The following is a 23,414-nucleotide window of genomic DNA, read 5'->3' on the forward strand; positions in this document are numbered from 1 at the left end:
GGCTCACTTCGATGGTGATCTCTTCGCCCGAACGCCGAACAACCGTGGCCATGATCGCTCCTCGCCTCATCATTTACAGAGGCTTAGAGCATACTCCTCGAAATAACATCTTGTCGAGGCCGCACCCCGTGCTCTTCTCCGAATTCACCTGTTCCGGGGGCCACTACGTCCCGTTTCCCGACGCCCGTACCCACCGCATTGAACTCGAGCAACTGCGCACGCCAGCGATCCGCGATCGCCTGCGCGCGCTCTGGCTCGATCCGCTAAGCCTCGATCCCAGCCGCTATGCCGGCCGCGTCACCCGCCAGATCGCCGACGCCCTCGCCGGACTGGCCAAGTCGCTTGAGGAAACGGGCGCGGACTCTGAGCGCGTCGCCGGTTTCCTGTCGCGCTGCCTGTTTACCATGTTCGCCGAGGATGTCGGCCTGCTCCCGGCCGAGAGTTTCTCCGAGCTACTCGCGCGGCTCCAGGAAAAGCCCGACGCCTTCCCGGATGCGCTCAAAAGCCTGTGGCACAGCATGAACAGCGGCGGCTTCTGCGGCGTCTTGATGATCCAAGTGCTGCGCTTCAACGGCGGCCTGTTCGAGGGCGCCGATCCCTTGCCGCTGACGGCCGAGCAAATCGGCCAGCTCATCGACGCCGCCCGCGCCGACTGGCGCCAGGTGGAGCCGGCCATCTTCGGCACCCTGCTCGAGCGCGCCCTGAACCCGCACGAGCGCCACAAGCTCGGCGCCCACTACACCCCGCGCGCCTATGTCGAGCGCCTGGTCATGCCCACGGTCATTGAGCCACTGCGCGCCGACTGGGAAGATGTCCAGGTCGCCGCGCAAAACCACGCCCGCCTGGGCAAGACCAAGGATGCCATCACCGAGGTGCGCAATTTCCACGGTCGCCTGTGCCAAACCCGCGTGCTCGACCCCGCCTGCGGCAGCGGCAACTTTCTCTATGTCGCGCTTGAGCATATGAAGCGCCTGGAAGGCGAAGTCCTGGATGTGCTCGGCCGCCTGCAAAAATCCGCGAGCTTCGAGCTCGAAGGCTTCACCGTCGGCCCCAACCAATTCCTCGGCCTGGAGGTCAACCCGCGTGCTGCGCGCATCGCCGACATCGTGCTCTGGATCGGCTACCTGCAATGGCATTTTCGCACCTACGGCCACGTCAATCCGCCCGAGCCGGTGCTGCGCGACTTCCACAATATCCAGTGCCGCGATGCGCTGATCGAGGCCGGCGCTCGCGAACCGCTGCTCGACGACCAGGGACAGGCTGTTACCGTCTGGGACGGGCGCAGCGTCAAGGTCAGCCCCATCACCGGCGAGAAAATCCCCGACGAAACCCAGCGCCTGCCGGTCTACCGCTATCTCGACCCGCGCCGCGCCGAGTGGCCGGAGGCCGATTTCATCGTCGGCAATCCGCCCTTCATCGGCGCCGCCAGCATGCGCCGCGCCCTGGGCGATGGCTATGTCGATGCCGTGCGCAGCGTCTACAGCGGTCAGGTACCGGACTCCGCCGACTTCGTCATGTACTGGTGGCAGATCGCCGCCGAAAAGGTCAGGAAGGGCGAGGCGCGCCGCTTCGGCTTCATCACCACCAACAGCCTGCGCCAGACCTTCAATCGCCGCGTGCTTGAGCCGCATCTGAACGATCCCAAGGCGCCCTTGTCGCTGGTATTCGCGGTGCCGGATCACCCCTGGGTGGAGGCCAGCGACGGCGCGCAAGTGCGCATCGCCATGACCGTCGGCGCGCCGGGCGAGCAACCGGGACTGCTGCGCAAGGTCACGGCCGAGCGTTCGGGAGACGAGGATGCGCGGGCGGTGGAATTGAGCGAGCGGGAAGGGAAGCTGTTTGCGGATTTGGCGATTGGGGCGGATATAGCCGGGGCCAAGCCGCTTATTGCAAATTCGTCCGTCTCATCGAGAGGTGTGCAACTGATCGGACCTGGATTTATCGTCACCGATGAAGAAGCCCATGCGCTCGGTCTAGGGCATGAACCTGGCTTGGAAGCGGTGGTACGCGATTATCGCAACGGTCGCGATCTCACCCAGTGTCCGCGTGGGGTGAAGGTCATCGATTTGTTCGGACTGAATGTCGAGCAAGTACGCGAGCGATATCCGGCCATCTATCAGCGCGTGCTAGAACGGGTGAAGCCTGAAAGGGATCAAAACAATCGTGCATCCTATCGCAATCACTGGTGGATTTTCGGCGAACCGCGGAAGGACTGGCGAGCGATGAGCGCCGGGTTGAGCCGCTACATTGCAACCGTGGAAACGACCAAACACCGCATTTTCACTTGGCTCGATGCCAACGTGCTACCCGACAATATGCTGGTCAATATCGCCAGCGACGATGCATTCTTGCTTGGTGTGCCATCAAGCCGCTTGCATGGTGCCTGGGCGCTGGCAACCGGTGGCCGCCTCGGTGTCGGCAATGACCCGCGCTACAACAAAACCCGCTGCTTCGAGACTTTCCCGTTCCCCACCACCGATGACACTCAAATCGCTACCATCCGCGATCTCGCTGAGCAGATCGACGCCCACCGCAAACGCCAGCAAGCCAAGCATCCCAAGCTGACCCTGACCGGCATCTACAACGTTCTCGACGCCCAGCGCCACCAAACACCGCTGACAGAAAAAGAACAAGCCATCAGCAACCAGGGCCTGGTCACCCTGCTGCGCGAACTGCACGACCAACTCGACACCGCCGTCTTCGCCGCCTACGGCTGGCAGGATCTGGCCAAACAACTGGTCGGCCGCCCCGGTGCCACCTGCCCCTGGCCGGACAAGCCAGCCGACCAGCTCCAAGCCGAGGAAGAACTCCTAACGCGCCTGGTCGCCCTGAACGCCGAGCGCGCCGCCGAGGAAGCCCAAGGCACCATCCGCTGGCTGCGCCCCGACTACCAAAACCCGCAAGCCCCCGCCACCACCACCGGCGAACAACACACCGCCGACCTCGACACGCCCGCCACCGCGACCACCACCGCCAAGCCGAAAAAGGCCAAACTAAAATTCCCAACCGCGCGCGCCGGCATCCCGGAACAAGTCGCCGTCGTCAAATCCGCGCTCGGCAAACAAGCCCGCAGCCTGGAGGAACTGACCGAGGACTTCTCGGACCCAAAAAGAACCGCCCCCAAGATCGCAGAAATCCTCGCCACCCTCGAATCCCTCGGCCTACTCCAACGCGAGGGCGAGCGCTACCGGCTCAACCGCTAACCGGCAATCTGACTGGATTAGCGGCGCACCCGGTTTGCACCCGTTTGTTGACTGGCAATGGAGGTGCGCAACAGGTCTTCGGTGACCTCCAGCAGGTGCGGCAGTCCGCCGGTCAGTGCCAGACTGACGCGATAGTGTCGGTTGATGATGAGGCTTGGCACGCCGTCGATGCCATAGCGCTTGGTGAGCTGCGCGGCGCGCTCGACAGCGGCACTGACCTGAGGTGAAGCCCAGGCGGTTGTGAAGGCGTTTGCATCCAGCCCCAGGCTGGCTGCGAATTCGATCAGCTCATCTTGCGTTCGCGGTGGTTGTTGACCATCGCGCCCATCATATCCATTGCGCTCAGCCTGCATCAGTGCCTGATAGAACAGGTCCTGCGCGCCCAATTCCGCCGCCGCATAGAAGGCGCGCGCGCTTGGCTCCCAACCGGGCGCGATCGCTGCAAGACGATGCACCTCCACCGATTTCGGTAGCTGTTGCAGCAGCTCGTCGAGCAGCGGCTGCAAGCGCGCACAATCCGGACAGCCAAACCAGAAGACCTCAAGCAACTCGGTGGGCTGCCAGGGTGCGAGCACCGGTGGATCAGCCAGGATCGCATAGCCGGTTTTCGAAGGCTGAGCATGTCCCGCCGCCGTGGTGAGCATCAGCAGCGCGGCCAGGCAGCCGGCTGAACTGAAGTCAGCGAAGCTGCGGTGAGTTTGGATTCGCATAAGCACTCCCAACGCCTAATCGACTATGATCACCAGCACCTGCAATCGTCAAAACCTGCCTAAGCCCTCCACAGTGTCCCCCAGCATACCTCCCAGCATGCCCCGCAGCACGGCAAGATTCATTCGGTGGCTGCTGCTATGCGCCATCATGGCATCGGTGGTCGTTCATTCGAGCCATGCTCAGCGGATTGACGCGTTGCCAACCGGGGCGAGCGGCGTGCCTAAGGCCGATGCGCGCATTCTAGCCGAGGATGAGGACATCATCAGCAGCGTCGGAAAACAACGCGTACTGGTGCTCAATTCCTACAATATCGGCTATGCCTGGACGGATAATGAAGTCCGCGCCATTCAGGATGTCTTTGCGAATAATCCGGATGTGGTGCTGCATCTGGAGTTCATGGACACCAAGCTGTCGAACTCGGCCGGCCATTTTGCCAACCTCGCGCGCCTGTTGCGGCGTAAGTTCCGCGATGTTTCCTTCGATGTCATTATCGCGACCGATGACGATGCGCTGGATTTTCTGCGCGATTATGGGGCCGAGCTCTTTGCTGAGGTGCCAATTGTCTTTGCCGGCATCAATAATTTTAAGCTGTCAAAAATTCAGGGCTTGACCAAGGTGACCGGCGTCAATGAAGAGGCTGATTTCCACGACAATATCGAGTTGATTGCCCGGCTCATACCAGAGGTTAAGCACATCTATGTTATTGCTGATAACCTGACGGCCGGGCGCATGATTCGCCGCGAATTTGACCGGGCGGCGCAAGACTTTCAATCACGCTTTCGCTTCCACTATTTCACCGGCCTTGACATGGCTGAATTGAGCGCAAAATTAACCCAGCTCTCAGACGATTCAGTGGTGTTTTATTTGACCTTCTTCCAGGATGCCGCCGGTCATCATTTTGCCCCTCAGGAAGCCATTCCACTGATTAGCAACAGCAGTCCGGTTCCCGTCTTTGGCCAAGTCGATTACATGATTGGCGAGGGAGTGCTCGGCGGTAAGGTCAAGAGCGCCTATTATCAGGGACGGGTGGTTGCGCAGATCGCGCAGCGCATCCTGAACGGCGAAAAGGCCGAGTGTATTCCGATCATCATGGATAGCCCGAACTCCTTTATGTTCGATTATGAACAACTCAGGCGCTTTCATATCAACTTCAGCGAACTGCCCCAGGACAGCATTATCCTGAATCAACCTGAGACCTTTTTCTACAAGTACCGCACCCTGATTGGCATTGTGCTCAGCGTTTTTGTGGTGCTGATTGGTTTTATTTTGATTCTGCTGTTTAATATTCGCCAACGCAAACGCGCACAACAAGGTTTGCAGGATATTCTGGTGGCGATGGGTTCGGTCCTGGAACTGCATTCCGCTGCCGAGATCAAGGAGAAGCTGATCTCGATTATCAATCGGATTATTTTCCTCGAACAGCGCATCGACTGTGTCGCGGTCTATAACTACACCGGACCACTGCACCACTACAAGCCGCAGGAACTGATCCCGCTGACCACCACCCAGCCGGCTGATTCCGGTAGCGCTGCGGATGACAGCCTGATTCGCCGAGCGGTCGAAAAAGGCGGCAGCCTGGTGTCCGGCAATCAATGCGTGGCCCTGTTTCGCACCCGCGGCCTGGTGGGCAATCTGGTGCATCTGAGTGGGCGGCGTCGGTTCGAGGATATCGATCAGGATTTGCTGGAGATTCTGACCAGCAATGTTTCCATGGCGATTGAGCAACTCGAAAAGAGCAAACTGCAAGAGTCACTCGAAACCGCGCGCCAGATTCAGCTCAGCATGCTGCCGCACGCCTTCTCGACCGTGACGGGGCCCTTTGGAATCGATTTGCACGCCCATTTGCTGCCCGCCAAGGAGGTGGGTGGTGATCTCTATGACTTTTTTGCCATTGACGAGACGCATCTGTGCATTGCCGTGGGGGATGTGGCTGACAAGGGGATTCCCGCCGCGCTCTTTATGGCGGTGGCCAAGACCCTGATCCGCGCCAAGGCCGAGCCCGGCCTGGGACCGGAAATCATTCTGAACAAGGTCAATGCGGAACTCGTTCGCGACAACGAGCAATGTCTATTCGTAACGCTGTTCCTGGGGATTTTCGAACCCACCAACGGCCTGTTGCATTATGTCAATGCCGGCCACAACCCGCCTTACCACATCGACCGCAATGGTCAGCCGGTCGCGCTGACCGGACGCTCGGGACCGGCATTGGGCGTCATTGAAGGCGCCACCTATCGACCGCATCAGCTGCATCTGCAACCGGGCGAGACGCTGTTCATCTACACCGATGGCGTCACCGAGGCGGCGGATGCCAGCCAACAGCTCTATGGCGAGGAACGCCTTGAGCAGCTATTGTCCAGCCTGAATGGCGCCAGCGCCGAGGTGATCGACACCACGCTGATGGACAGGTTGCACCAGTTCGCCCAAGGCGCCAGCCAGGCCGATGACATTACGGTGCTGACCATGCGGGTGACGGAGCCGTCGTTGTGAGTCAGGTACAGGCAAGCGACCGCTGGCCCGACTGGCTGCCCTGGTTGGCGGTGCTGGCCATGCCGCCAGCGGCCTTTACCACCCTGTGGAGCCAGGGCGCCGACTGGCAGATCAGCATGTTCGGCGCGACAGTCGCCACTACGCTGCTGCTGTGGTTTCTGTCCCTGCTGCCAGACTTCGTCCCGGCACTGATGGCCATGCTGGCGTTTCTGGTGTTTGGCTTGGCGCCCGAGTCTGTGGTGTTGTCGGGGTTTTCCTCCAATGCCTTTCTGCTAACCCTGAGCGTGCTGGGGCTGGGTGCTGTGGTGGTGGAATCCGGGCTTGCGCGACGCTATAGCCTGATGTTGCTGCATCATCTGCCGGCCCATACGCTGAGTCATCAGATCGCGGTGTTTATGACTGGGGCGATTTTCACCCCCATGGTGCCGACCATCGCCGGGCGTGCCACCATTGTGGCGCCAGTCGTCGAGCAGATCGCCAACGGCTGGGATGAGGCGACTCGCACCCGAGCCTCCACCATGCTCTATACCACCGGACTCGATTCGGTCCATTATCTGGCACCGATTTTCCTGACGGCGGCGCCAGCGAATCTCATGATCTTCGCGCTGCTGCCCCCGCAGGATCAGCAGGCCTACGATTTCATCTTCTGGGCGTATGCCGCCTCGGTCACCGGGTTGGTACTGGTGCTCTCCTACGGGCTGTGCGCCGCCTGGTTTTTCCGCCGCAGCTTCGCGAAGGTGCCCGATACGCGTGAACGTATCGGCGCGGAACTGGCCGCGCTGGGGCCGACCACCTCGACCGAATGGATCGCGCTGGTGGGCATCAGCCTGCTCGGTCTTGGGATCCTCACCATCGGCTGGCATCGCATTGATATCCAATATTTGGCCCTTGGGGTGCTGTGTCTGCTGCTGTTACTTGGCAGTCTGTCGCGCAATACCTTTATTGCCCGTATTGACTGGGCCTTTCTGGCGCTGCTCGGCAGCCTAATTGGCATCATCGCGACCATGAATCATCTGGGGATTGATGACTTCATCGTGGCGCATCTGGCTTGGCTGGGTCTGGACATGCAGCAGCATTTCGGACGTTTTGTGCTGCTGCTGGCGGCAGTGTTTTTGCTCGCGCGGCTGGTGATCCCGTTGAATCAGGCCATTATCGTCTTCGCCGCTGCTTTGCTGCCCATTGCCAGCCAGGCGGGTATTTCACCCTGGGCGGTGGGTTTTGTGCTCTTGGTGCTGGCGGAGACGGCCTTCTTTGCGCATCAGTCGCCCTACATTTTTCTTTATGATCGCCTGACCAGCGGGGTGTCGCGGGATGTCGTGCGCATGCGCCTCTTTCACCTGCTGTTGATTCCCTTCAAGCTTGCAGCATTGCTGATTGCCATCCCGTTTTGGAAGCACATTGGCGTGTTATAACAGCCAGCCATGAAACAAAGTCCCATTGCCTTAATCCTGAGCAGCCTGTTCTTTATCGGGCTGGTGCTCTTTGGCATCTGGTTCAATGCCACCAAACCGCGGGTGATGATCCTGCAAAGCTATGATGCCCAATATGCTTGGACTCGGGATATCGATACTGGCATTGACCACATTGCCGACGACTGGACCAACTATAGCCTCAGCCATCACTACATGAATGCCAAGCGCCTGAATGACGAGCAGGCGCTACGCTATGTCGGCCAGGTCGCACGGCGCGCGATTGACCGCTTCGATCCCGATGTGCTGATCGCTGTCGATGACCCGGCGCAATCGCTTGCGGCGCGCTTCTATGTTGATCATCCGCAGATCAACATCGTCTTTGCCGGGGTCAATGGTTCGGTGGCACCCTACGGATACCAGGGGGCCGACAATGTTACCGGCATCTTTGAGCGCAAACCGCTGCGCGCGGTCAAGGAGCTGGTCACAACGCTTGAACGCGACAGCGAGGATCCGCAACGCGGCGCGCGCATGTATTATCTGATGGATCCTTCCGAATCCATGGCGCGTGATCGCAAACGGGTCGAGCGCTTCGACTGGGCGCCGCTGGAGTTTGTCGGCGTCTTTGTTGCCGAAGATTACCCAAGCTGGCAGGCCTACATTCGTTCACTTGAGGATCGCGCCGGGGACTATCTGATGGTCGCCAATTACCGCAAGCTCCGGCGCAGTCCGGAGGATCCGACCCTGGTGCCGCCCGCCGAGGTGATGCACTGGACCGAGGCGGTGTCGCCGATTCCGGTCATCGGTCTGAATGTGTTTAATGTTGAGGATGGCGCCGCCATTGCCGTGGGCGCTTCCCCTTTTGAACAGGGTGAGGTGGCCGCGACCCTGGCTGCGACGCTGCTGCAAAGTCACCAGCGCGGTGGCACGCTCGCCTGGGTAAATCCCCAACACTATATTGTTGCTATCAACGAGGCGTCCCTCCAGCAGCGACGCTTGGAGTTACCACAAATCTACGAAACCTTCGCGCGTGCCACCTTTACCTATATCGAATCCGATCCCGGTGTCACCGGTCAGAAGCCGGAGCGCTCCCTCGTCGGTCAAGATGCGTCACCTGTGAACCCCCAACGGGAGTTCGTCACTCATGCTGAATCTGAGCCGTGACAGCAATAACAGTCTGACGAGCGCCAACCTGTGGTTTCACCTGTTTCGGCTCGGCATTCTGCCGCTGCTGCCACCGGAACCCCGCGTGGAGCAGCTGCCACCGGTGGTGATTGGCGCCCATGGCGGCTCGGGCACCCGGGTGCTGGCCCAGGCGCTGCATCTGGCCGGTATCTGGATGGGTCGCTGGCGCAATCCGCGCACCGAAGATGGCCTGGCGACGCGGTTTTTTCTGCAACGCCACTTCGATCAGGCCATGGCCATCGGTGGTGAACCCCATTCTGAACAGGCGTCTAAACAGCGCGTTGAACTCGAGCATCGGTTCCTGCGCATGATCCGCGCGCATCGCTTTGGCATGCCCGATCCCACCGCCGCCTGGGGCTGGAAAAACCCGCGTTCCATGTGGGTGATTCCCTTCCTGGCCGGACTCTATCCGGGCCTGCGTTTTATCCACTTGGTACGCGATGGTCGTGACCTGGCTCTCAGCAGCAACCGCAACCTCCTGCGCAAGCATGGTGCTGCGCTGCTGCGGGAGTCGGGGCTGCCCGCCGATCCGCTCGCCGCCCAGCTCCAGCTGTGGTCGCTGGGCAACCGTCGCGCGGCCACCGATGGCGTGCATTGGCTCGGCGCCGGCTATCTGCATGTCTCCTATGAGGCGTTTTGCACCCATCCGCGCGACACACTGGAACACATCTATCGGCATTTGGGTTACGCTGTCACCGATGCAGCGCTTGAACGCGGCGCACGCTTGGTCGCACCGCCCCAGTCCATTGGCGCCTGGCAAGCGACCGACGCCCAAGCGCTGCATGAGCCACCCGCCGAGGTGGCGGACAGCTTACGGCAGTTTGGCTACAGGGGGTGAGCGATGAAAGTTCATGTCAGCGACACCTCGGATGCCGTCGCACAGCTCATTGAGCAGAGCGAAAGCTACCTCATGGAGGCCGGCGTTCCCTTCGCTGCCGTGCATGCGGCCATCCTGAGTCTGGAGGAAATGGTGGTCAATATCCTCAAACACGGCAAGCTCGGCGACCGATCACTGGACATTGAGGTTGCACTCCAGCTTGATGCCGGGTGCCTGATGATCGACATCAGCGATGACGGTCAGCCCTTCGATCCCACCGTCGCCATGCCCCCCGATCACATTGATGCCCCACTTGAGGACCGCCCGATCGGAGGGCTTGGCATTCATCTGGTTAAGACTCTGAACGATGAGCTGATTTACCGTCGCAGCGATGGCCGCAATCATTTGCGCATGGTGAAACGCTTGCCTGAAGCGGGGCTTACAACAGCTTCACCGCCTTGTCCAGATTCCCCGCCATCTTAAACAGCGACTCCATCCCGCACAGTTCCACCACCTGCTTGACATGCGTATTGGCGCCACACAGGGCGACACCACCGCCGTTTTTCGCGGTCGCCTTGGCCGCGACCATCATCACCCGTAACCCGGCGCTAGAGAGATAGTCGGTATTCTGGAAGTTGAACACCACACGATTCGCTCCAGCCTCAATCCGCGTGGATAACTCACGACCCACTTCAGGTGCAGTTGTGGTATCCAGGCGCTTGCCCGGCTGCACCACCAGCACCCCATCCTGCTCAAGATATTCTGCCGTCACGGCTTGACCTCCGTTGTTTCACAATGAAATTCAAAAAATAACCGGCCTGAGCTAGAAGCTCATGGAGACTTCTATCCCGATCAAATGGGCTTGACTCTGGTATTCGCCTGCAATGGCGGTGGTTCCATTGATGTCGGCGGGCGCCTGATACGGATTATAGGGGCGTACCCCATCGAAATCCCGGTCTTCAAACATCACAAAAGTGTATCCGGCGTCGATACGCCAAGTGTCACTCAACTGTTGGGAGACGCCAAGGCTGAACAGTTGTCGGTCATTATCCGGGACGCGCGCGCTGAAATAATCATCCGGCTGGGCGTTTTCGTCGTAGGCATAGCCAAATCGCAGCAGGGTTTCTGGTGTCAGCTTGAAGGTCACGCCAAGGCGGTAGGCACTCGCGTCCTGCCATTGGTTGCGATCTTCAAGCAGCACTTGGCCGGTGTCGCGACTTTCGACCTGAATGCGGTCGAATTCGCTCCAGCCCATGCGCGTCCAATCAAATTCGACGGCGAGTTTGGGGGTCAATTTGTAGCGTGCACCGAGCTGCAATCGCCAGGGCAAGTTGAGGTCAAGTTCTGCACTTTGAGCCGGTGGCAGGCCCATCAGACCGCCGCTCTGGATATAGAGCGCAGCCAGGTTTTGGTTGAGTGGGCGAAACTTGCCGGTGACTTTCACGGTGGCAGCGGAATGAAAATTAGCGCCTAGACTCCAGGGGCCTTGCTGATAGAGGGTGCTGAGGTTGAATCCCCAGCCAGTGCCGTCGCCGCTGAGATCGGTCAGGGAGGAATTGAGCTGAGCAGATTTGAGCCAGTAGATGTCGGCTCCGGCAGAGAGGCTCCATTGGTCATTGACGCGGTAGCTGAGCGTGGGGACGATGTCGATGGTCTCAAGCTTGCTCTGGGTTGGCTGAGGGCTGATCGGGATTTCAGCTCCGTTTGGCAGTGTGGTGGTGAAGGTCAAGGGCTCGAAGGTTCCGGTTGCCCAGCGTGTCTCGAGCCCGAATGGCGCGTTGATGCCGAGCCCCGCCCACCAATGATCATTGAGTTTGATCGCGGCTTGCATCATGGGAGCGACGAGCCAATCAGCCCCTTGGCTCTCTTGTCGGCCATTCGCAGTACGGACAGAGAAATCAGGTCCGATGAACAGGCCTCCAGCGGCGATGGAGTTGCGATCATGAAAGACCATAGCCGCAGGATTGAAGGCAAAGGCACCCGGATCGTCTGCATTCGCCACTAGGGCATTGGCGGTTCCAAGTCCTGCAACGGAGATTTCAGGCACGGCAAAACCTGAGGCTTGAACTGTGTTTGTGATGGCGATGCCAGTGCTGGTGCTGGCTATCAGGATTAGACGGCAGAAACGGGCCACTGTGCAGCCAATGTGGGTGGGTTTCATAAAGGCTTGGTTTCCTGCGTTGGTTATTGTGAATAGATTTTCTAATTGTGTTTTTTTTTGAGGGCTTTATACTAAGGGAGTTTCTGAAAGATGACCAGCGTTTTGTTGGTTTCCGGAATGAGTGTATCTTGCAATTCATTCAATGTATTCAAAGAGTTCCAGCTTGAAGCTACGCAGACTCCCCAAATCGAGCTATGCTGAACGCATGCTATTGCACCGTCGCACGCATATCGACCTTAACTCAGGGTGACAACTATCGTGACCACAACAGCCACTACTTCCGATGACAGCGCTGGCTCCGTGCAGCTTGAGGCATGGCAGCTGATTAATCAGCGCCTTGAGGAAGCGGTCAAGCGGGAAGAGGATCTCGACTACCGTCACAGCCAGTCCAATCAGCGCACCCAATTGATTGGCCGGGTCGCGTTGGTGGTGATGCTGCTGCTAACACCGCCCATTTTCTATCTGATCTGGAGTCTGGTCGGCTCCATGGGGGTCATTACGTATCGCATGGAAAGCATGTATGGGGAAATTGATGTCATGCAACGCGATTTCGACCAGGTGGCGGCGCGCATCACCAACATTAAAACTGGGGTTAGCCAGATGAACGACCATATTGCCGTGATGCCGCCCATGGCAACCAGGCTTCAGGGGATGCGCCATGATATTGGTGCCATCGCCGGCGCTATGGGCCGCATCTCGCCCGATGTTGCCAGTGTTAGCCAGACCATCATCGGCATTGATCAACACATGGGTGAGATGAATCAGGCGTTCAGCGTGCTCAATCGTGACATGTTTCGGATGCGCCACAATGTCAATCAGATGAGCAGCCCGATGCGAATGATGCCTTTTTTTGGCCAATAGCCAAACACGTTCAAAGATAATTCACAGGCAGTTCTAAAGACAATCAACAAAATAACACAGCGAAATAAAATGCCAGAAGATCGCCAAGCCACGTTGGATGCCGCAGATCGCTTCATGGATTTGCATCAAGACATGATGTTTGTGTTCAAGCACAATAGCGTTCGCAGTACGACGCGCATCAATCGTATTATTCGCTTTACGATGATCGGCATGGTGGTGATGATGCTCGCCATGTTGGCCTTGGTAGCCACCTTTACCAGTCGCATGGATGAAATTACCCGTTACATGGTTAATATGGCGGATGACATACAGCAGATGCGCGCGGCTTTCGACAGTGTTACAGCGGATATGGAGGGCATGGAACAGGCCGTTGTCCAGATGGACACCAAGGTAGCCACCATGCCGTCAATGTTTCACTCTGTCGATGCCATGGGTGGCCATCTTGGTGGTATGCGAGAAGATATTCTTAGCGTTGCCGGGCAAATGGATTTGATTGAAAACCATATGATATCTATTGGCAACACGCTATACACCATGGATCGGCAGTTGATCGACATGACCGGAACTGTCGGCGGTATTGGTCGCGACGTCGATGTCATGTCGCGGCCTCTGTCTATTTTTCCGAACAACTGAGGCCGCGCCCTCGGCACATCACCCGTAATCGTGGTCCAGACGGTAGATCAACAGCGTCATCATCACCGCGCCGAAAAAGAGCCAAATCGGTCCAAGCAGCCACAGCATCAGCGGAATGGAAACATAATAGCTGCGCATGCCAAAGTTATAGGCACCAGCGCCGCGACTGATTGCATGCATAGCCGCCGTCGGATCTGGCGATGCTCCCTCGGGGGGCGGTACGTTCAGCAGAAAGGCGGCGTGATTGTAGAAGCGAATGCACAGCGAAAAACTCACGAAGCCGATCAGATAGATCAACACCGCCAGCAAAGCCTTGCTGATGGCCAGCGTATGACTGCGCACCCCAGCGATGTGCACAATGCTGTTGAGCTGATCAACTCCATCAGAACTGAGCGCAAAGCTCAGGATACCCAGCGCCAGCACAATGGCGGTCGAGGCCAGCAGGGTCGCTCCCATGGTCAGGTTGCGCAGGGTCTGCACCGCCAAAATTTCTGTCCCGGTTGTTTGCACCACATGTTCAGCCCAGCGCGCACGCGCCTGGGAGTTGCGCCCGAAGGAAGTGCGGCCCGGGTGCGCCCTGACTTCCCAAGCGTGGTACAGATGGTACACCAGCAACAGCGAAAAGGCGGCACCTGCCAGACTGAGTTCAAAGGTTTCGGCGGAAATCACAATAGACGCCACATTGTTCACCACGAATTAGTGCGCACGAATTTGTCGCGCTCATGCCTTGACTACATCATCCTGTGCCGCCCGGCGCGCGGCAAGCGCGACGAAAACCGTTGACCAGCCACTAAGAATGAGTTCAATGGCTACGAAGAGTCCGATCACCCAGAAGCCGGAGACTGGCCATTCAGCGATGATCATGCCACCCAGCAGGATGGACACGAGGCCCGAGAGCAGCGGCCAGAACCAACCCGTTGCCACGGGCTTAAGCTGAAAGGCCATGAGGCTACGCAGCACACCCACCGCGATTAGAATAGCTGCCAGCACCAGCGTGAGCACTACGGATGCACGCTCCGGGTTCATGATGATATCGATACCGGCCACCACATAGAGCAGCGCGATCAGGGCATGCCAGAGTACGGACTTCCAACCCTTGCAGGTAACGACATGCACGAGCTGAAGGATGCCCGCCCCAAGGATCAGTACTCCGAAGAACAGGACACTCGCCAGGGTGAGCGCAAACGTCATATAAAAGCCGAAGGTGCCAAGCACGAGCGAAACGATTCCCAGGGCCAGCAGCCAACCCCAGTTCTTCTTGACATTACCAAAAAGAGTTTCCTGAATTTCCGCTATATCAATCTCACTGTTTGTGGACATAATAAAAACCTTCTGTTGATATTTAAACCCTGCTCGGAGTCGAACAGGCGTTGGCTGTAGGCAGAAGCCGACGCCCGAGTATCAGCGCAATGACCTGCCACCTGCAAGCACCGGATACCGCCGTAACAATCAGCGCCGCTCGGGCATTGAAAACCTCGTAGAGCGCCCGGATGTCATGTGCAGATTGATAATTGTCAATTTCGCGCAGAGGCCAATGCCTGCTCTGCCGCTCCCCTCCCGGCTGAGTACATCACTATGGTCGAGTTCGAGAACATGCACTACGCCCAAACCAGCATGCCGCATGTCAACGTCAAGCCGGAGATTTTGCAGGTGCATGGGACCAAGGTGCTGGACAACTGTCTGAGCAAGCCGACCGTGCGTATCTCGGATAGCATGTTCAGCGAGCACACTTATCGCGAAATCCTGCAAGGTTTGCGCTAACGCTCGGCGTTTGGCTACCCCGGGGATACTGCTTCCGGGGTGGGGGGATGGTTCAGAGTTTCATAACGGTGTAACCCTGAGCCCCCAGTTCGATTTCGGCGGCCAGGGCGCCGAGAGCGATGCCGATATCTTCGCGAATATTTGGATAATAGAAGCCACTATCGACAATGGCTTGCCCGCACACATAGAGCTTGACGCCGGCGTCCTTGAGCTTGCCAAGCAATTCCACATTGGGGTTCTTGGTGCCAAAACGCGCCTTGTAGCTATCATCCTTCAGCACCACGCGCGTCGCGCCACCATGCAGGATGACCACGATGTCGAGATTGTCAGCCGGCTGACCCTCCTGGCCGAAGAGATTAACGACACGCGCAACATGCCATAAGCCCTGGTTGACGGCGTGCGCACTCGGCTCGCCCTTGGCAATATCGAAGACCACTTTGTATGTGGCATCCGGATCCGGCTGAAACTCTGCGTCTGGCAATGGATTGATATAGCCATAACCATCAATGACCGGTGCCTGCCACTGTGCGACCTTTTCGTCGGCGCTCAAGGCGAATGATGTTGCACATAATGATGCAACCAGCAGGGCTTGGGCATGAAAGCGAATGATCGGTGATTTCATCAGTCTTGCTCTCCAGTTGGCGACAGGGGTGTTGAAGACGCTGGCTGCGAGCCGAGCACATGACCATCGGCGGCCCGGACTTTGCCATATTCATCGAAAGGGGTTGTGTGAAAGCGCGCTGTCGTGACGGCCAGATCACCGTCGAAGCGCGGGTCTTGCGGGCGTTCGTGGCGGTTGATAAAAGCCGCGACATCCCAGGCCTGCTGATCGCTCAATGACTCCGGTTGTCCCAGCGGCATATTGTGCTTGATAAAGGCCGCCGCAATGTCGATGCGGTGCATTCCGGCGCCCCAGTTGTAAGCATGCGCCCCCCATAAGGGCGGGAACAGTGTGCGCCCGCTCGCATCGCTGACACCCTCACCCTGTTCACCATGGCAGAGCGCGCACTGCTGCTGATACACGCGCGCGCCACGGGCCGGATCGAAGCCCGCACCCTGGGCTTGAGCGGGGAGTTCAACGCTCGGGTAGCCGCGCCCGGCCATCTGCTTGTTGCCGGTGGGTGCTCCGGTTGCCAGCCAGTAACTATAGGCGACCAGGGCATCTATCACCCGGCTATCGACGGCAGGCGCGCCACCTGCTGCGGAGGCCTGAGCATTCAGTGAGTAAACAAAGCAGCCCTGAGCGCGCTTGGCGAAGGTGTCTACGCGATGATTCTTGGGCTTGTACTCAGGATAAGCAACCCAGGCCGCCCAGAGCGGCCCTGAGTTGGCCAGGCGTCCGGCATCAAGGTGGCAATGCTGACAGGCCAAGCGATTGCCGACAAAGGGGGCTGACAGTGGATGTGTGTTGGTAGCGACGAAGATCGCCTGTCCCAGGCGCACGGCTTCGCCGAGTGGTCCTGACGGCAGGGCGGTGCGCGGCGGTGGCTGGAAAGCTGTCTGGCTGGTAGGCACAGTGCCTCTGTCCGGCTGGGGGGCTTCAGGGGAGGCTTCCGGGGGCGTTGCGGGCACAGTCCTGGTTGCTACTGGCGACCCGGCCGGCTGGGCGTCATAGTACGCGGCGAGTGCGTCGATCTCAGCCTCGGTCAGTCGCTGGGCCACACTGGCCATGAGCCCCGAGGGGTCGTTTGAGCGCTTGCCGGTGCGCCAAGCCAGTAATTGTGCCTTGAGATAGTTGGCATGCTGCCCGGCAATCCCCGGAAAGCCAGCACCAATGCCATTCCCATCCGGCCCATGACATTGCCCGCAGCCGGGTAGCGCACGCCCGGCCCAGTCGCCAAAGCGCGCGAGCACACTGGCGACTTCAGTTTGCTCCGGACTTGGTGCCGGCACCTGACGCTCGGACAGCGGCAGCGCAGCATAGTAGCTTGCAAGATCGTCGATGTTCTGCTGCGTCAATGGCTTGATGAGGGCGTCCATGACCGGATTTTCGCGTGTGCCATCGCGGAAGGCCAGCAGCTGGCGCGCGATATAGCCAGCATCCAGACCGGCAATGCGCGGGTAACCGGCCGGTCCTTGTCCCATGCCGCGCGGGCCATGGCAGCTCATACAGGGGGGCACGCCGGTTGCTGTACCCGCGCGCGCGATTTTGGCGCCGCGCTCACTGTCGCCCGCCACCGCCTGTGGTGCTTGCATCAGGACCGGAAGCATTGCCACCAGTATGAAACGCAAAGATACATGCACCATGGGAATCAGCTCCTCAGCCATTGGGATTGAAAAAACTTTCACGATTTCCCAAATCTTTATACAGTACCAGCTCTTGCAATCCAATTAGGAACGCTTGACTTCGGCCCCAATGATTATGGCGCATTTGTCATCCGAGACGTATTTGTGAACGCTGGATTGTCACTGTTCAACCGAGGTTTCCTGCAACAGTCGGCACCGGGCCTTCTCACCTCGATTCTGGCTACCCTGGTTCTGGCGGCACTGGCCGTTGTTGGCAATATCCTGGCCATGCCTTTGGCCTTCGGGGTGGTGTTTATCTTTGGCTCCGTCTTTGCCATGTTGGCGGTGGTCTTGCTCGGCCCCTTGCCCGCCATGCTGGTTGGATGTGCCGGAGGCCTCTATACCTGGGTGCTCTGGGGACATCCCTATGCGCTGGTCATTATGACGCTTGAGCCGCTGCTGGTTGGGTGGCTGTACTGGCGTTGGCGGTTCAACCTGGTGCTGGCTGACATGGCCTTCTGGGTGGTTCTAGGCGCGCCCCTGGTGATGCTGTTCTACGGTCAATTTATCGGTCTGCCGTGGTCAGCGGTCGTGCAGATTGCGCTCAAGCAACCGCTGAACGGGATTTTCAACGCGCTGCTGGCCGGGTTGTTAGTGATCAGTGTACGTTTGCTGTGGCCCCGGTTCCGAGTCCCAGGCAGCCTGCGCATGGGCGATCTGATCTTCCATCTGATGCTGGTGGCCATTCTGTTGGCTGGTAGCGTACCTCTGGTGTACAGGAGTTATCAGCAGCACGCCGAACTGGAAGAGCGGCTGCGGATCGAATTGGCAGGAATTCTCGACCACTTGGCGCTGCGCATGGAACGGCAGGCCAGCGAAGGGCGCCTGGAGCTCGACGAGGCGATGGCGCGCGAGCGACTCAGACCAGGCATGGGGCTCGCGGTGCTCGATGCCACCGGCAAAATCCAGGCCAAACACGGGCAACTCGACAGCCTGGATGACGCTGAGCCCTCTCCGATCCCGCCGTCTGCAGGATTGCAAATCTGGATGCCCAGTGGCGAGCAGCCGCTGATGAAACGCTGGAAGCAAGGTCGCTATTGGCTGACGGCGCCGGTTGCGGTGACCGGATTCGCACAGGTGGTGGTGGAGGCGCCGGCCGCGCCTCTAGTGGCGGCTCTGGAACGGGGCAGCGTGCTGCTGTTTGGGTTTTTGGTGCTGCTGTTGCTGATCGGTATCTCGGTGGCAGCCCTGCTCAGTGATTGGCTCAGCCGACCATTGCGCGAAATTGGCGTCCTGGGCGCAAACTTGGCGGCGACGGTGGCGCAAGGGATTGAACCGCAGCTGCCCAAACATCCACTGCGCGAGTATAATGATCTTTCGATACGCTTGGAAAACATGGCGCATAGCCTGGCCGCCAGCTTCTCAGAGCTGCGTGCGACCCAGGCTGGGCTGGAAGCCCAGGTTGCATTGCGCACTGAGCAACTGGAGCGACTCTCGCAAGTGGCTCGTCAGACCACCAATGGTGTCATCATCACCGACACTGAGGGGCGGGCGCAATGGGTGAACGAAGGTTTTACCCGCATTTCCGGTTATTCACTGAATGATGTTTTTGGCCGCAAACCGGGCGAGATTCTCCAGGGCCCGCAAACTGATCAGGGCACTGTCGCCCGCATCAGCGCCGCCGTCGCTGCCCGGCAGCCGTTTAACGAAACTCTCCTTAATTACACCCGTGCAGGCAGGTCTTACTGGATCAACATCGATTGCAATACCTTGACGGATGCCGATGGCCAGATCTATGGCTTCATGGCCATCGAGTCGGACGTTACGGCGCAGAAGCATGCCGAGGATGCGCTGCAACTGAGCAACCTGCGCCTGCGCAGCCTGTTCGAACTCTCACCCCTGGGGATTGCCCTGAACGACCTGGCCAGCGGTGCTTTCCTTGAAATCAACGACGCCCTGATCGCACCAACCGGTTACAGCCGGGAGGAATTTTTCGCGCTCAACTACTGGCATCTCACCCCCAGGGAGTATAGCGACCAGGAACAAGTCCAACTCGAAAGCCTGAAGTCCACCGGCCGCTATGGCCCTTACGAGAAGGAGTACATTCGCAAGGATGGCAGCCGCTATCCGGTACTGCTGAACGGCGTGATCATCGAAGATCCAGGGGGTACGCGCATCTGGTCGATCATTCAGGACATCTCGGAGCATAAACGTAATGAGCACGCCATCCGTGATCAGGCTCAGCAGACCCAGGCCATTGTCGATAATGTGGTTGATGGCATCATCACCATTGATCGCACAGGCGTGATTGCTTCGGCCAATCCGGCGGCGCTGCGGATCTTTGATTATTCCTCAGATGAAGTCATCGGCGAAAATGTTGCCATGTTGATGCCTGAGCCCCAGAGCCTTGCCCATCACGGCTACATGCGTAACTATCTGACGACGGGGGTGGCGCGGGTGATTGGAGTTAACCGGGAGATGCGGGGACGGCGCAAGGACGGGAGCGTTTTCCCGATGGAACTCGCCGTCTCTGAGGTGAGCAGTCAGGATCAGCCAATGTTTATCGGCGCGGTGCGCGACATCACCGAGCGCAAGCGGGTGGAGCGCATGAAGAACGAATTCGTCTCCACGGTCAGCCATGAGCTGCGTACCCCCCTGACGTCGATTTCCGGCTCCCTGGGGCTGTTGCTTGGGGGCGCCCTCGGCGAATTGTCGGCAACCATGCGCCCGCTGATGGAGATCGCACACAACAACAGTCAGCGGTTGAGCTACCTGATTAACGATTTGCTCGATATGGAAAAGATCGCGGCTGGCAAAATGCAGTTCGATCTGCAGGAAGTTGCCCTGATGCCCCTGGTGGAGCAGGCGGTGACCGCCAATCTGGCCTATGGTGAGACGCGCGGGGTGCGTTTTGAACTGACCGAACGGATTGCCGGGGAGATCGCGGTGCGGGTCGACAGCCAGCGCTTGCAGCAGGTGTTGGCCAATTTTCTCTCCAACGCTGCCAAGTTCTCACCCGAGGGCGGCACGGTCGAGATTGGCGTACAGCTGCGTGGCACCCATGTCAGGATCTGGGTGCGGGATCACGGGCCAGGTATTCCACGCGAATTCCGTTCCCGGATGTTCAAGAAATTCTCGCAGGCTGATGCCTCCGACACCCGACAGCGCGGGGGGACCGGGCTGGGGTTGGCTATCACCAAGGAGCTGGTCGAACGCATGGACGGCACGGTCGGGTTTGAGTCAATCATTGGTGAGGGAGCCACCTTCTGGGCCGAACTGCCAGTCTTGGCGAGCGGGCACGAACGGGTTGGTAATCAGCCGATGTCGGATTCAGACCATTCCAACAATGGTCCTCTGGTTTTGGTGGTGGAAGACGATCCCGACGCCGCCCGCTTGTACCAAGCAGGTTCTGAACACATCTTGCATATTGAAGACGATCTGGATCTGCATCAGGTCATCAAAACCATGATCGGTCATCACTACCAGCTCGACCATGCGGCGACCCTGAGCGAAGCGCGTGACCTGTTAGCCAAAACGAATTACGATCTGGCGATTCTGGATTTGAATCTGCCCGACGGTTCAGGTTGGGAATTGCTGCCGCTGATGCGTCGCCAGCCCTCCCAGCCACGGATTCTGATTCTATCGAGTATGGAAGTGTCACAAACCGAGGCACAGCAGGTCGAAGCGGTTTTGCTGAAATCCCAGATCACGCCAACAATGCTGCTCGATGCACTTGGCGGCCGCATTCAACAACATCAGGAATCATCGCCATGACCGAATTGAACCGCGTTCTCTATGTTGAGGACGAACCTGACATTCAAGCCGTCGCCAAGATCGCCCTGGAAGCCGTGGGTGGTTTCACGGTCAAGATCTGTTCTTCCGGGGAAGAGGCTCTGGCTGTGGCGGAAGACTTCGCGCCCGATATGATTCTGCTCGACGTCATGATGCCCGGAATGGACGGTCCATCCACGCTCGCGGCGCTACGCCAGCATCCAGCTTTGGCACGAACGCCCGTGGCGTTCATGACCGCCAAGGTACAACCGCAAGAGATCGCGCAGCTCAAGTCCCTTGGCGCCTTGGACGTGATTCCCAAGCCCTTTGAACCCATGCAATTGGCGAATCAGGTGCGTGCCCTGTGGGGGAAATCCAGTGGCTAAGCTTCCCACTGACCTGGCGGCTGAGCTCGCCAAGATCGGCGAGGCGTTTGCCCAACGCACGCGCGATGAGCTGCGCGAATTGGCGCGCCTGGCCAATGCGCTCGAGGGCGAGGCGGACATCCGCCCCTCCCTGGAAACACTGCATCAGTGTTTGCACCGTATTGCGGGTTCGGGAGGCTCGTTCGGTTTCGAGACGCTGAGCGAGGCGGCGCGTGCGCTCGAGATCGAGGCCAATCAATGGCTGAGTCAAGCGACGCTGACGATCGATCGCGCCCAGCGACGGCGCTTTGCCGCCGGGGTGGCGGTCTTGAGCGACCATCTCCAGCTACGCGAAGCGCCCCCGACTCAGGCACTGATGCAGGCACCGAGAGCGAAGACCACAGTATCTGGCAGCAGCGGTAAAATCGCCATCTGGCTGGTGGAGGATGAGATTCCGCTGGGTGAGCATCTGGTGCATCTACTCGGACAGTTTGGCTACGAGCCGCATCTCTACACTCGGTTCGATGCACTGGCGGCGACCTTTCAGGATGGCTGTCCAGATTGCCTGGTGATGGACCTGCACTTGACGGAAGAAGAGTTAGGCGCAGTGGAAGCACTCATGACTGGCGCCAGTTTTCAGGCGTTGCACTGTCCGGTGATTCTGGTATCCGCCAAAGGCGACTTCTCCACGCGGATGCGTGCCGCACGGCTCGGAGTCGATGGCTTTATGCTGAAGCCACTCGATATTCCGCGGCTGGTGGATCGCATCGAGCGCATTTTGGAAGAACGCCACGCGGCGCCCTATCGGGTGTTGATCGTGGATGACGACCGGGACCTGGCCGAGCATCTGCGTCTGGTGCTGGGCGCGGATGGCATGGATGTGGAAGTCCTGAACAAGCCAGAGCAGGTGATCGAGGCGGTTGGAAGCTTTCACCCGGAACTGGTGCTGATGGATATGCATATGCCCGAGTATTCGGGACCCGAGTTAGCCACGGTGATTCGCCACCACGATGACTTGCTCGGCCTGCCCATTGTTTACCTGTCGGCTGAACAAAATCGCGACAAGCAGCTTTTGGCCATGCGCAGCGGTGCGGATGATTTTCTCACCAAACCGATCTCGGATACCGAACTGGTCGCCGCAGTGCGCGTGCGTGCCGCACGTTTCCGCCAGTTGGCCAACCTGATGACCAAGGACAGCCTGACCGGGTTGCTCAAGCATGCGCGCATCAAAGAGAGTCTGGTGCGTGAGCTCGCTCGTGCCCAGCGCACGGAGCGCGCACTCTCGGTGGCCATGCTGGACATCGACCACTTCAAGAAAGTCAACGACACTTACGGACACGCTATCGGCGATCGTGTGATTCTGGCCCTGGCTCATTTGCTCAAACAACGTTTACGCAAATCCGATAGCATCGGACGCTATGGCGGGGAAGAATTCGTGGTGATTCTTCCCAACAGTGATTTGCCTATGGCGCAAAACGTGTTGGAAGATATTCGCGCGCGCTTTGAGGGGTTGCCGTTCCTGCATGACGGCCAGGAATTTCATTGCACCTTGTCCGCCGGTATCGCCTCGACCCGTGAACATCCGGATGCCGACGACGGGCAACTCCTCATCGTAGCGGATGAGGCGCTTTATGCAGCCAAGCATGGTGGGCGCAATCAAGTGCGCTCGATCCGCTCGCCTGAATGTTAGGTGATCAGGGTGCGGCCTCGACAAGATGTTATTTCGAGGAGTATGCTCTAAGCCTCTGTAAATGATGAGGCGAGGAGCGATCATGGCCACGGTTGTTCGGCGTTCGGGCGAAGAGATCACCATCGAAGTGAGCC

At 58.9% G+C, this 23,414-nt stretch carries 19 protein-coding genes; 12 read left to right on the plus strand and 7 right to left on the minus strand.

The genetic code is table 11. The features are described 5' to 3' along the window. Positions 1–128: 128 nt before the first annotated feature. Positions 129–3,203, plus strand: coding sequence for a class I SAM-dependent DNA methyltransferase (locus CKO36_RS14110; protein WP_338053487.1), 3,075 nt, complete (start codon positions 129–131; stop codon positions 3,201–3,203). Positions 3,204–3,220: 17 nt separating this feature from the next. On the opposite strand, the gene CKO36_RS14115 is transcribed toward CKO36_RS14110, so the two are convergent. Next, positions 3,221–3,913, minus strand: coding sequence for a thiol:disulfide interchange protein DsbA/DsbL (locus CKO36_RS14115; protein WP_200284833.1), 693 nt, complete (start codon positions 3,911–3,913; stop codon positions 3,221–3,223). A 196-nt stretch (positions 3,914–4,109) separates the two neighbouring features. Between CKO36_RS14115 and CKO36_RS14120 the strand changes: the two genes are divergently transcribed. Genes CKO36_RS14120 through CKO36_RS14140 form a run of 5 tightly spaced genes read left to right on the plus strand, consistent with a single transcriptional unit; the run spans position 4,110 to position 10,295 of the window. After that, complete coding sequence (locus CKO36_RS14120) at positions 4,110–6,401, plus strand: ABC transporter substrate binding protein (protein ID WP_200284835.1); 2,292 nt, start codon at positions 4,110–4,112, stop codon at positions 6,399–6,401. Further along, entirely contained in the window at positions 6,398–7,813 is a 1,416-nt protein-coding gene (locus CKO36_RS14125; protein ID WP_200284837.1) for an SLC13 family permease, read from the plus strand. The genes CKO36_RS14120 and CKO36_RS14125 overlap by 4 nt, the downstream gene beginning before the upstream one ends. A gap of 9 nt (positions 7,814–7,822) precedes the next feature. Continuing rightward, complete coding sequence (locus CKO36_RS14130; protein ID WP_200284839.1) at positions 7,823–8,974, plus strand: ABC transporter substrate-binding protein; 1,152 nt, start codon at positions 7,823–7,825, stop codon at positions 8,972–8,974. Beyond that, positions 8,955–9,833 (plus strand): sulfotransferase family protein, encoded by an 879-nt coding sequence (locus tag CKO36_RS14135; protein ID WP_200284841.1) that lies wholly within the window; start codon positions 8,955–8,957, stop codon positions 9,831–9,833. Before CKO36_RS14130 ends, CKO36_RS14135 begins: the two co-directional genes overlap by 20 nt. A gap of 3 nt (positions 9,834–9,836) precedes the next feature. Then, the gene (locus CKO36_RS14140; RefSeq protein WP_200284843.1) at positions 9,837–10,295 is read left to right on the plus strand and encodes an ATP-binding protein; all 459 of its coding nucleotides are present in this window, start codon (positions 9,837–9,839) and stop codon (positions 10,293–10,295) included. On the opposite strand, the gene CKO36_RS14145 is transcribed toward CKO36_RS14140, so the two are convergent. Together CKO36_RS14145 and CKO36_RS14150 are read right to left on the minus strand one after the other, a co-directional pair. Further along, positions 10,252–10,584: an anti-sigma factor antagonist gene (locus CKO36_RS14145; RefSeq protein WP_200284845.1), complete on the minus strand. Its 333-nt coding sequence runs from the start codon at positions 10,582–10,584 to the stop codon at positions 10,252–10,254. The two genes, CKO36_RS14140 and CKO36_RS14145, sit on opposite strands and share 44 nt — an antisense overlap. 51 nt (positions 10,585–10,635) lie before the next feature. Next, positions 10,636–11,973: an OmpP1/FadL family transporter gene (locus CKO36_RS14150; RefSeq protein ID WP_200284847.1), complete on the minus strand. Its 1,338-nt coding sequence runs from the start codon at positions 11,971–11,973 to the stop codon at positions 10,636–10,638. Between the two features lie 258 nt (positions 11,974–12,231). Here CKO36_RS14150 and CKO36_RS14155 point away from each other — a divergent pair, with 258 nt between their 5' ends. Together CKO36_RS14155 and CKO36_RS14160 are read left to right on the plus strand one after the other, a co-directional pair. Continuing rightward, positions 12,232–12,834, plus strand: coding sequence for a hypothetical protein (locus tag CKO36_RS14155; protein WP_200284849.1), 603 nt, complete (start codon positions 12,232–12,234; stop codon positions 12,832–12,834). Between the two features lie 69 nt (positions 12,835–12,903). Next, the gene (locus tag CKO36_RS14160; protein WP_200284850.1) at positions 12,904–13,467 is read left to right on the plus strand and encodes a hypothetical protein; all 564 of its coding nucleotides are present in this window, start codon (positions 12,904–12,906) and stop codon (positions 13,465–13,467) included. Positions 13,468–13,485: 18 nt separating this feature from the next. Here CKO36_RS14160 and CKO36_RS14165 read toward each other — a convergent pair whose 3' ends face one another. Continuing rightward, the gene (locus CKO36_RS14165) at positions 13,486–14,148 is read right to left on the minus strand and encodes a DUF599 family protein (protein WP_200284852.1); all 663 of its coding nucleotides are present in this window, start codon (positions 14,146–14,148) and stop codon (positions 13,486–13,488) included. Positions 14,149–14,187: 39 nt separating this feature from the next. Beyond that, entirely contained in the window at positions 14,188–14,787 is a 600-nt protein-coding gene (locus CKO36_RS14170; protein ID WP_200284854.1) for an HdeD family acid-resistance protein, read from the minus strand. A gap of 177 nt (positions 14,788–14,964) precedes the next feature. Between CKO36_RS14170 and CKO36_RS14175 the strand changes: the two genes are divergently transcribed. Beyond that, positions 14,965–15,228, plus strand: a complete 264-nt coding sequence (locus CKO36_RS14175; protein WP_338053489.1) for a sulfur oxygenase reductase family protein — start codon at positions 14,965–14,967, stop codon at positions 15,226–15,228. Between the two features lie 52 nt (positions 15,229–15,280). Here the strand turns inward: CKO36_RS14175 and CKO36_RS14180 are convergent, their stop codons facing one another. Next, a complete protein-coding gene (locus CKO36_RS14180) occupies positions 15,281–15,850 on the minus strand; it encodes a DsrE family protein (RefSeq protein WP_200284858.1) in 570 nt (189 codons plus the stop codon). Beyond that, the gene (locus tag CKO36_RS14185) at positions 15,850–17,517 is read right to left on the minus strand and encodes a c-type cytochrome (protein ID WP_338053490.1); all 1,668 of its coding nucleotides are present in this window, start codon (positions 17,515–17,517) and stop codon (positions 15,850–15,852) included. Before CKO36_RS14185 ends, CKO36_RS14180 begins: the two co-directional genes overlap by 1 nt. A gap of 102 nt (positions 17,518–17,619) precedes the next feature. On the opposite strand from CKO36_RS14185, the gene CKO36_RS19840 reads away from it, so the two are divergent. The 3 genes from CKO36_RS19840 to CKO36_RS14200 are packed head-to-tail and all read left to right on the plus strand — an operon-like array spanning position 17,620 to position 23,280. Beyond that, complete coding sequence (locus CKO36_RS19840; RefSeq protein ID WP_338053491.1) at positions 17,620–21,228, plus strand: PAS domain S-box protein; 3,609 nt, start codon at positions 17,620–17,622, stop codon at positions 21,226–21,228. Then, the gene (locus CKO36_RS14195; RefSeq protein ID WP_200284860.1) at positions 21,225–21,611 is read left to right on the plus strand and encodes a response regulator; all 387 of its coding nucleotides are present in this window, start codon (positions 21,225–21,227) and stop codon (positions 21,609–21,611) included. Before CKO36_RS19840 ends, CKO36_RS14195 begins: the two co-directional genes overlap by 4 nt. Continuing rightward, entirely contained in the window at positions 21,604–23,280 is a 1,677-nt protein-coding gene (locus tag CKO36_RS14200) for a diguanylate cyclase (protein ID WP_200284869.1), read from the plus strand. Before CKO36_RS14195 ends, CKO36_RS14200 begins: the two co-directional genes overlap by 8 nt. Positions 23,281–23,414 lie beyond the last annotated feature (134 nt).

Origin of the sequence: Rhabdochromatium marinum, assembly GCF_016583795.1 — a bacterium.
GTDB classification, from domain to species: Bacteria; Pseudomonadota; Gammaproteobacteria; order Chromatiales; family Chromatiaceae; genus Rhabdochromatium; species Rhabdochromatium marinum.

Coding starts and splice junctions, on each gene's coding strand:
- CKO36_RS14150 (WP_200284847.1), bottom strand. CDS start 11,973: ATGAAACCCACCCACATTGGCTGCACAGTGGCCCGTTTCTGCCGTCTA.
- CKO36_RS14170 (WP_200284854.1), bottom strand. CDS start 14,787: ATGTCCACAAACAGTGAGATTGATATAGCGGAAATTCAGGAAACTCTT.
- CKO36_RS14195 (WP_200284860.1), top strand. CDS start 21,225: ATGACCGAATTGAACCGCGTTCTCTATGTTGAGGACGAACCTGACATT.
- CKO36_RS14180 (WP_200284858.1), bottom strand. CDS start 15,850: ATGAAATCACCGATCATTCGCTTTCATGCCCAAGCCCTGCTGGTTGCA.
- CKO36_RS14135 (WP_200284841.1), top strand. CDS start 8,955: ATGCTGAATCTGAGCCGTGACAGCAATAACAGTCTGACGAGCGCCAAC.
- CKO36_RS14160 (WP_200284850.1), top strand. CDS start 12,904: ATGCCAGAAGATCGCCAAGCCACGTTGGATGCCGCAGATCGCTTCATG.
- CKO36_RS14140 (WP_200284843.1), top strand. CDS start 9,837: ATGAAAGTTCATGTCAGCGACACCTCGGATGCCGTCGCACAGCTCATT.
- CKO36_RS14130 (WP_200284839.1), top strand. CDS start 7,823: ATGAAACAAAGTCCCATTGCCTTAATCCTGAGCAGCCTGTTCTTTATC.
- CKO36_RS14115 (WP_200284833.1), bottom strand. CDS start 3,913: ATGCGAATCCAAACTCACCGCAGCTTCGCTGACTTCAGTTCAGCCGGC.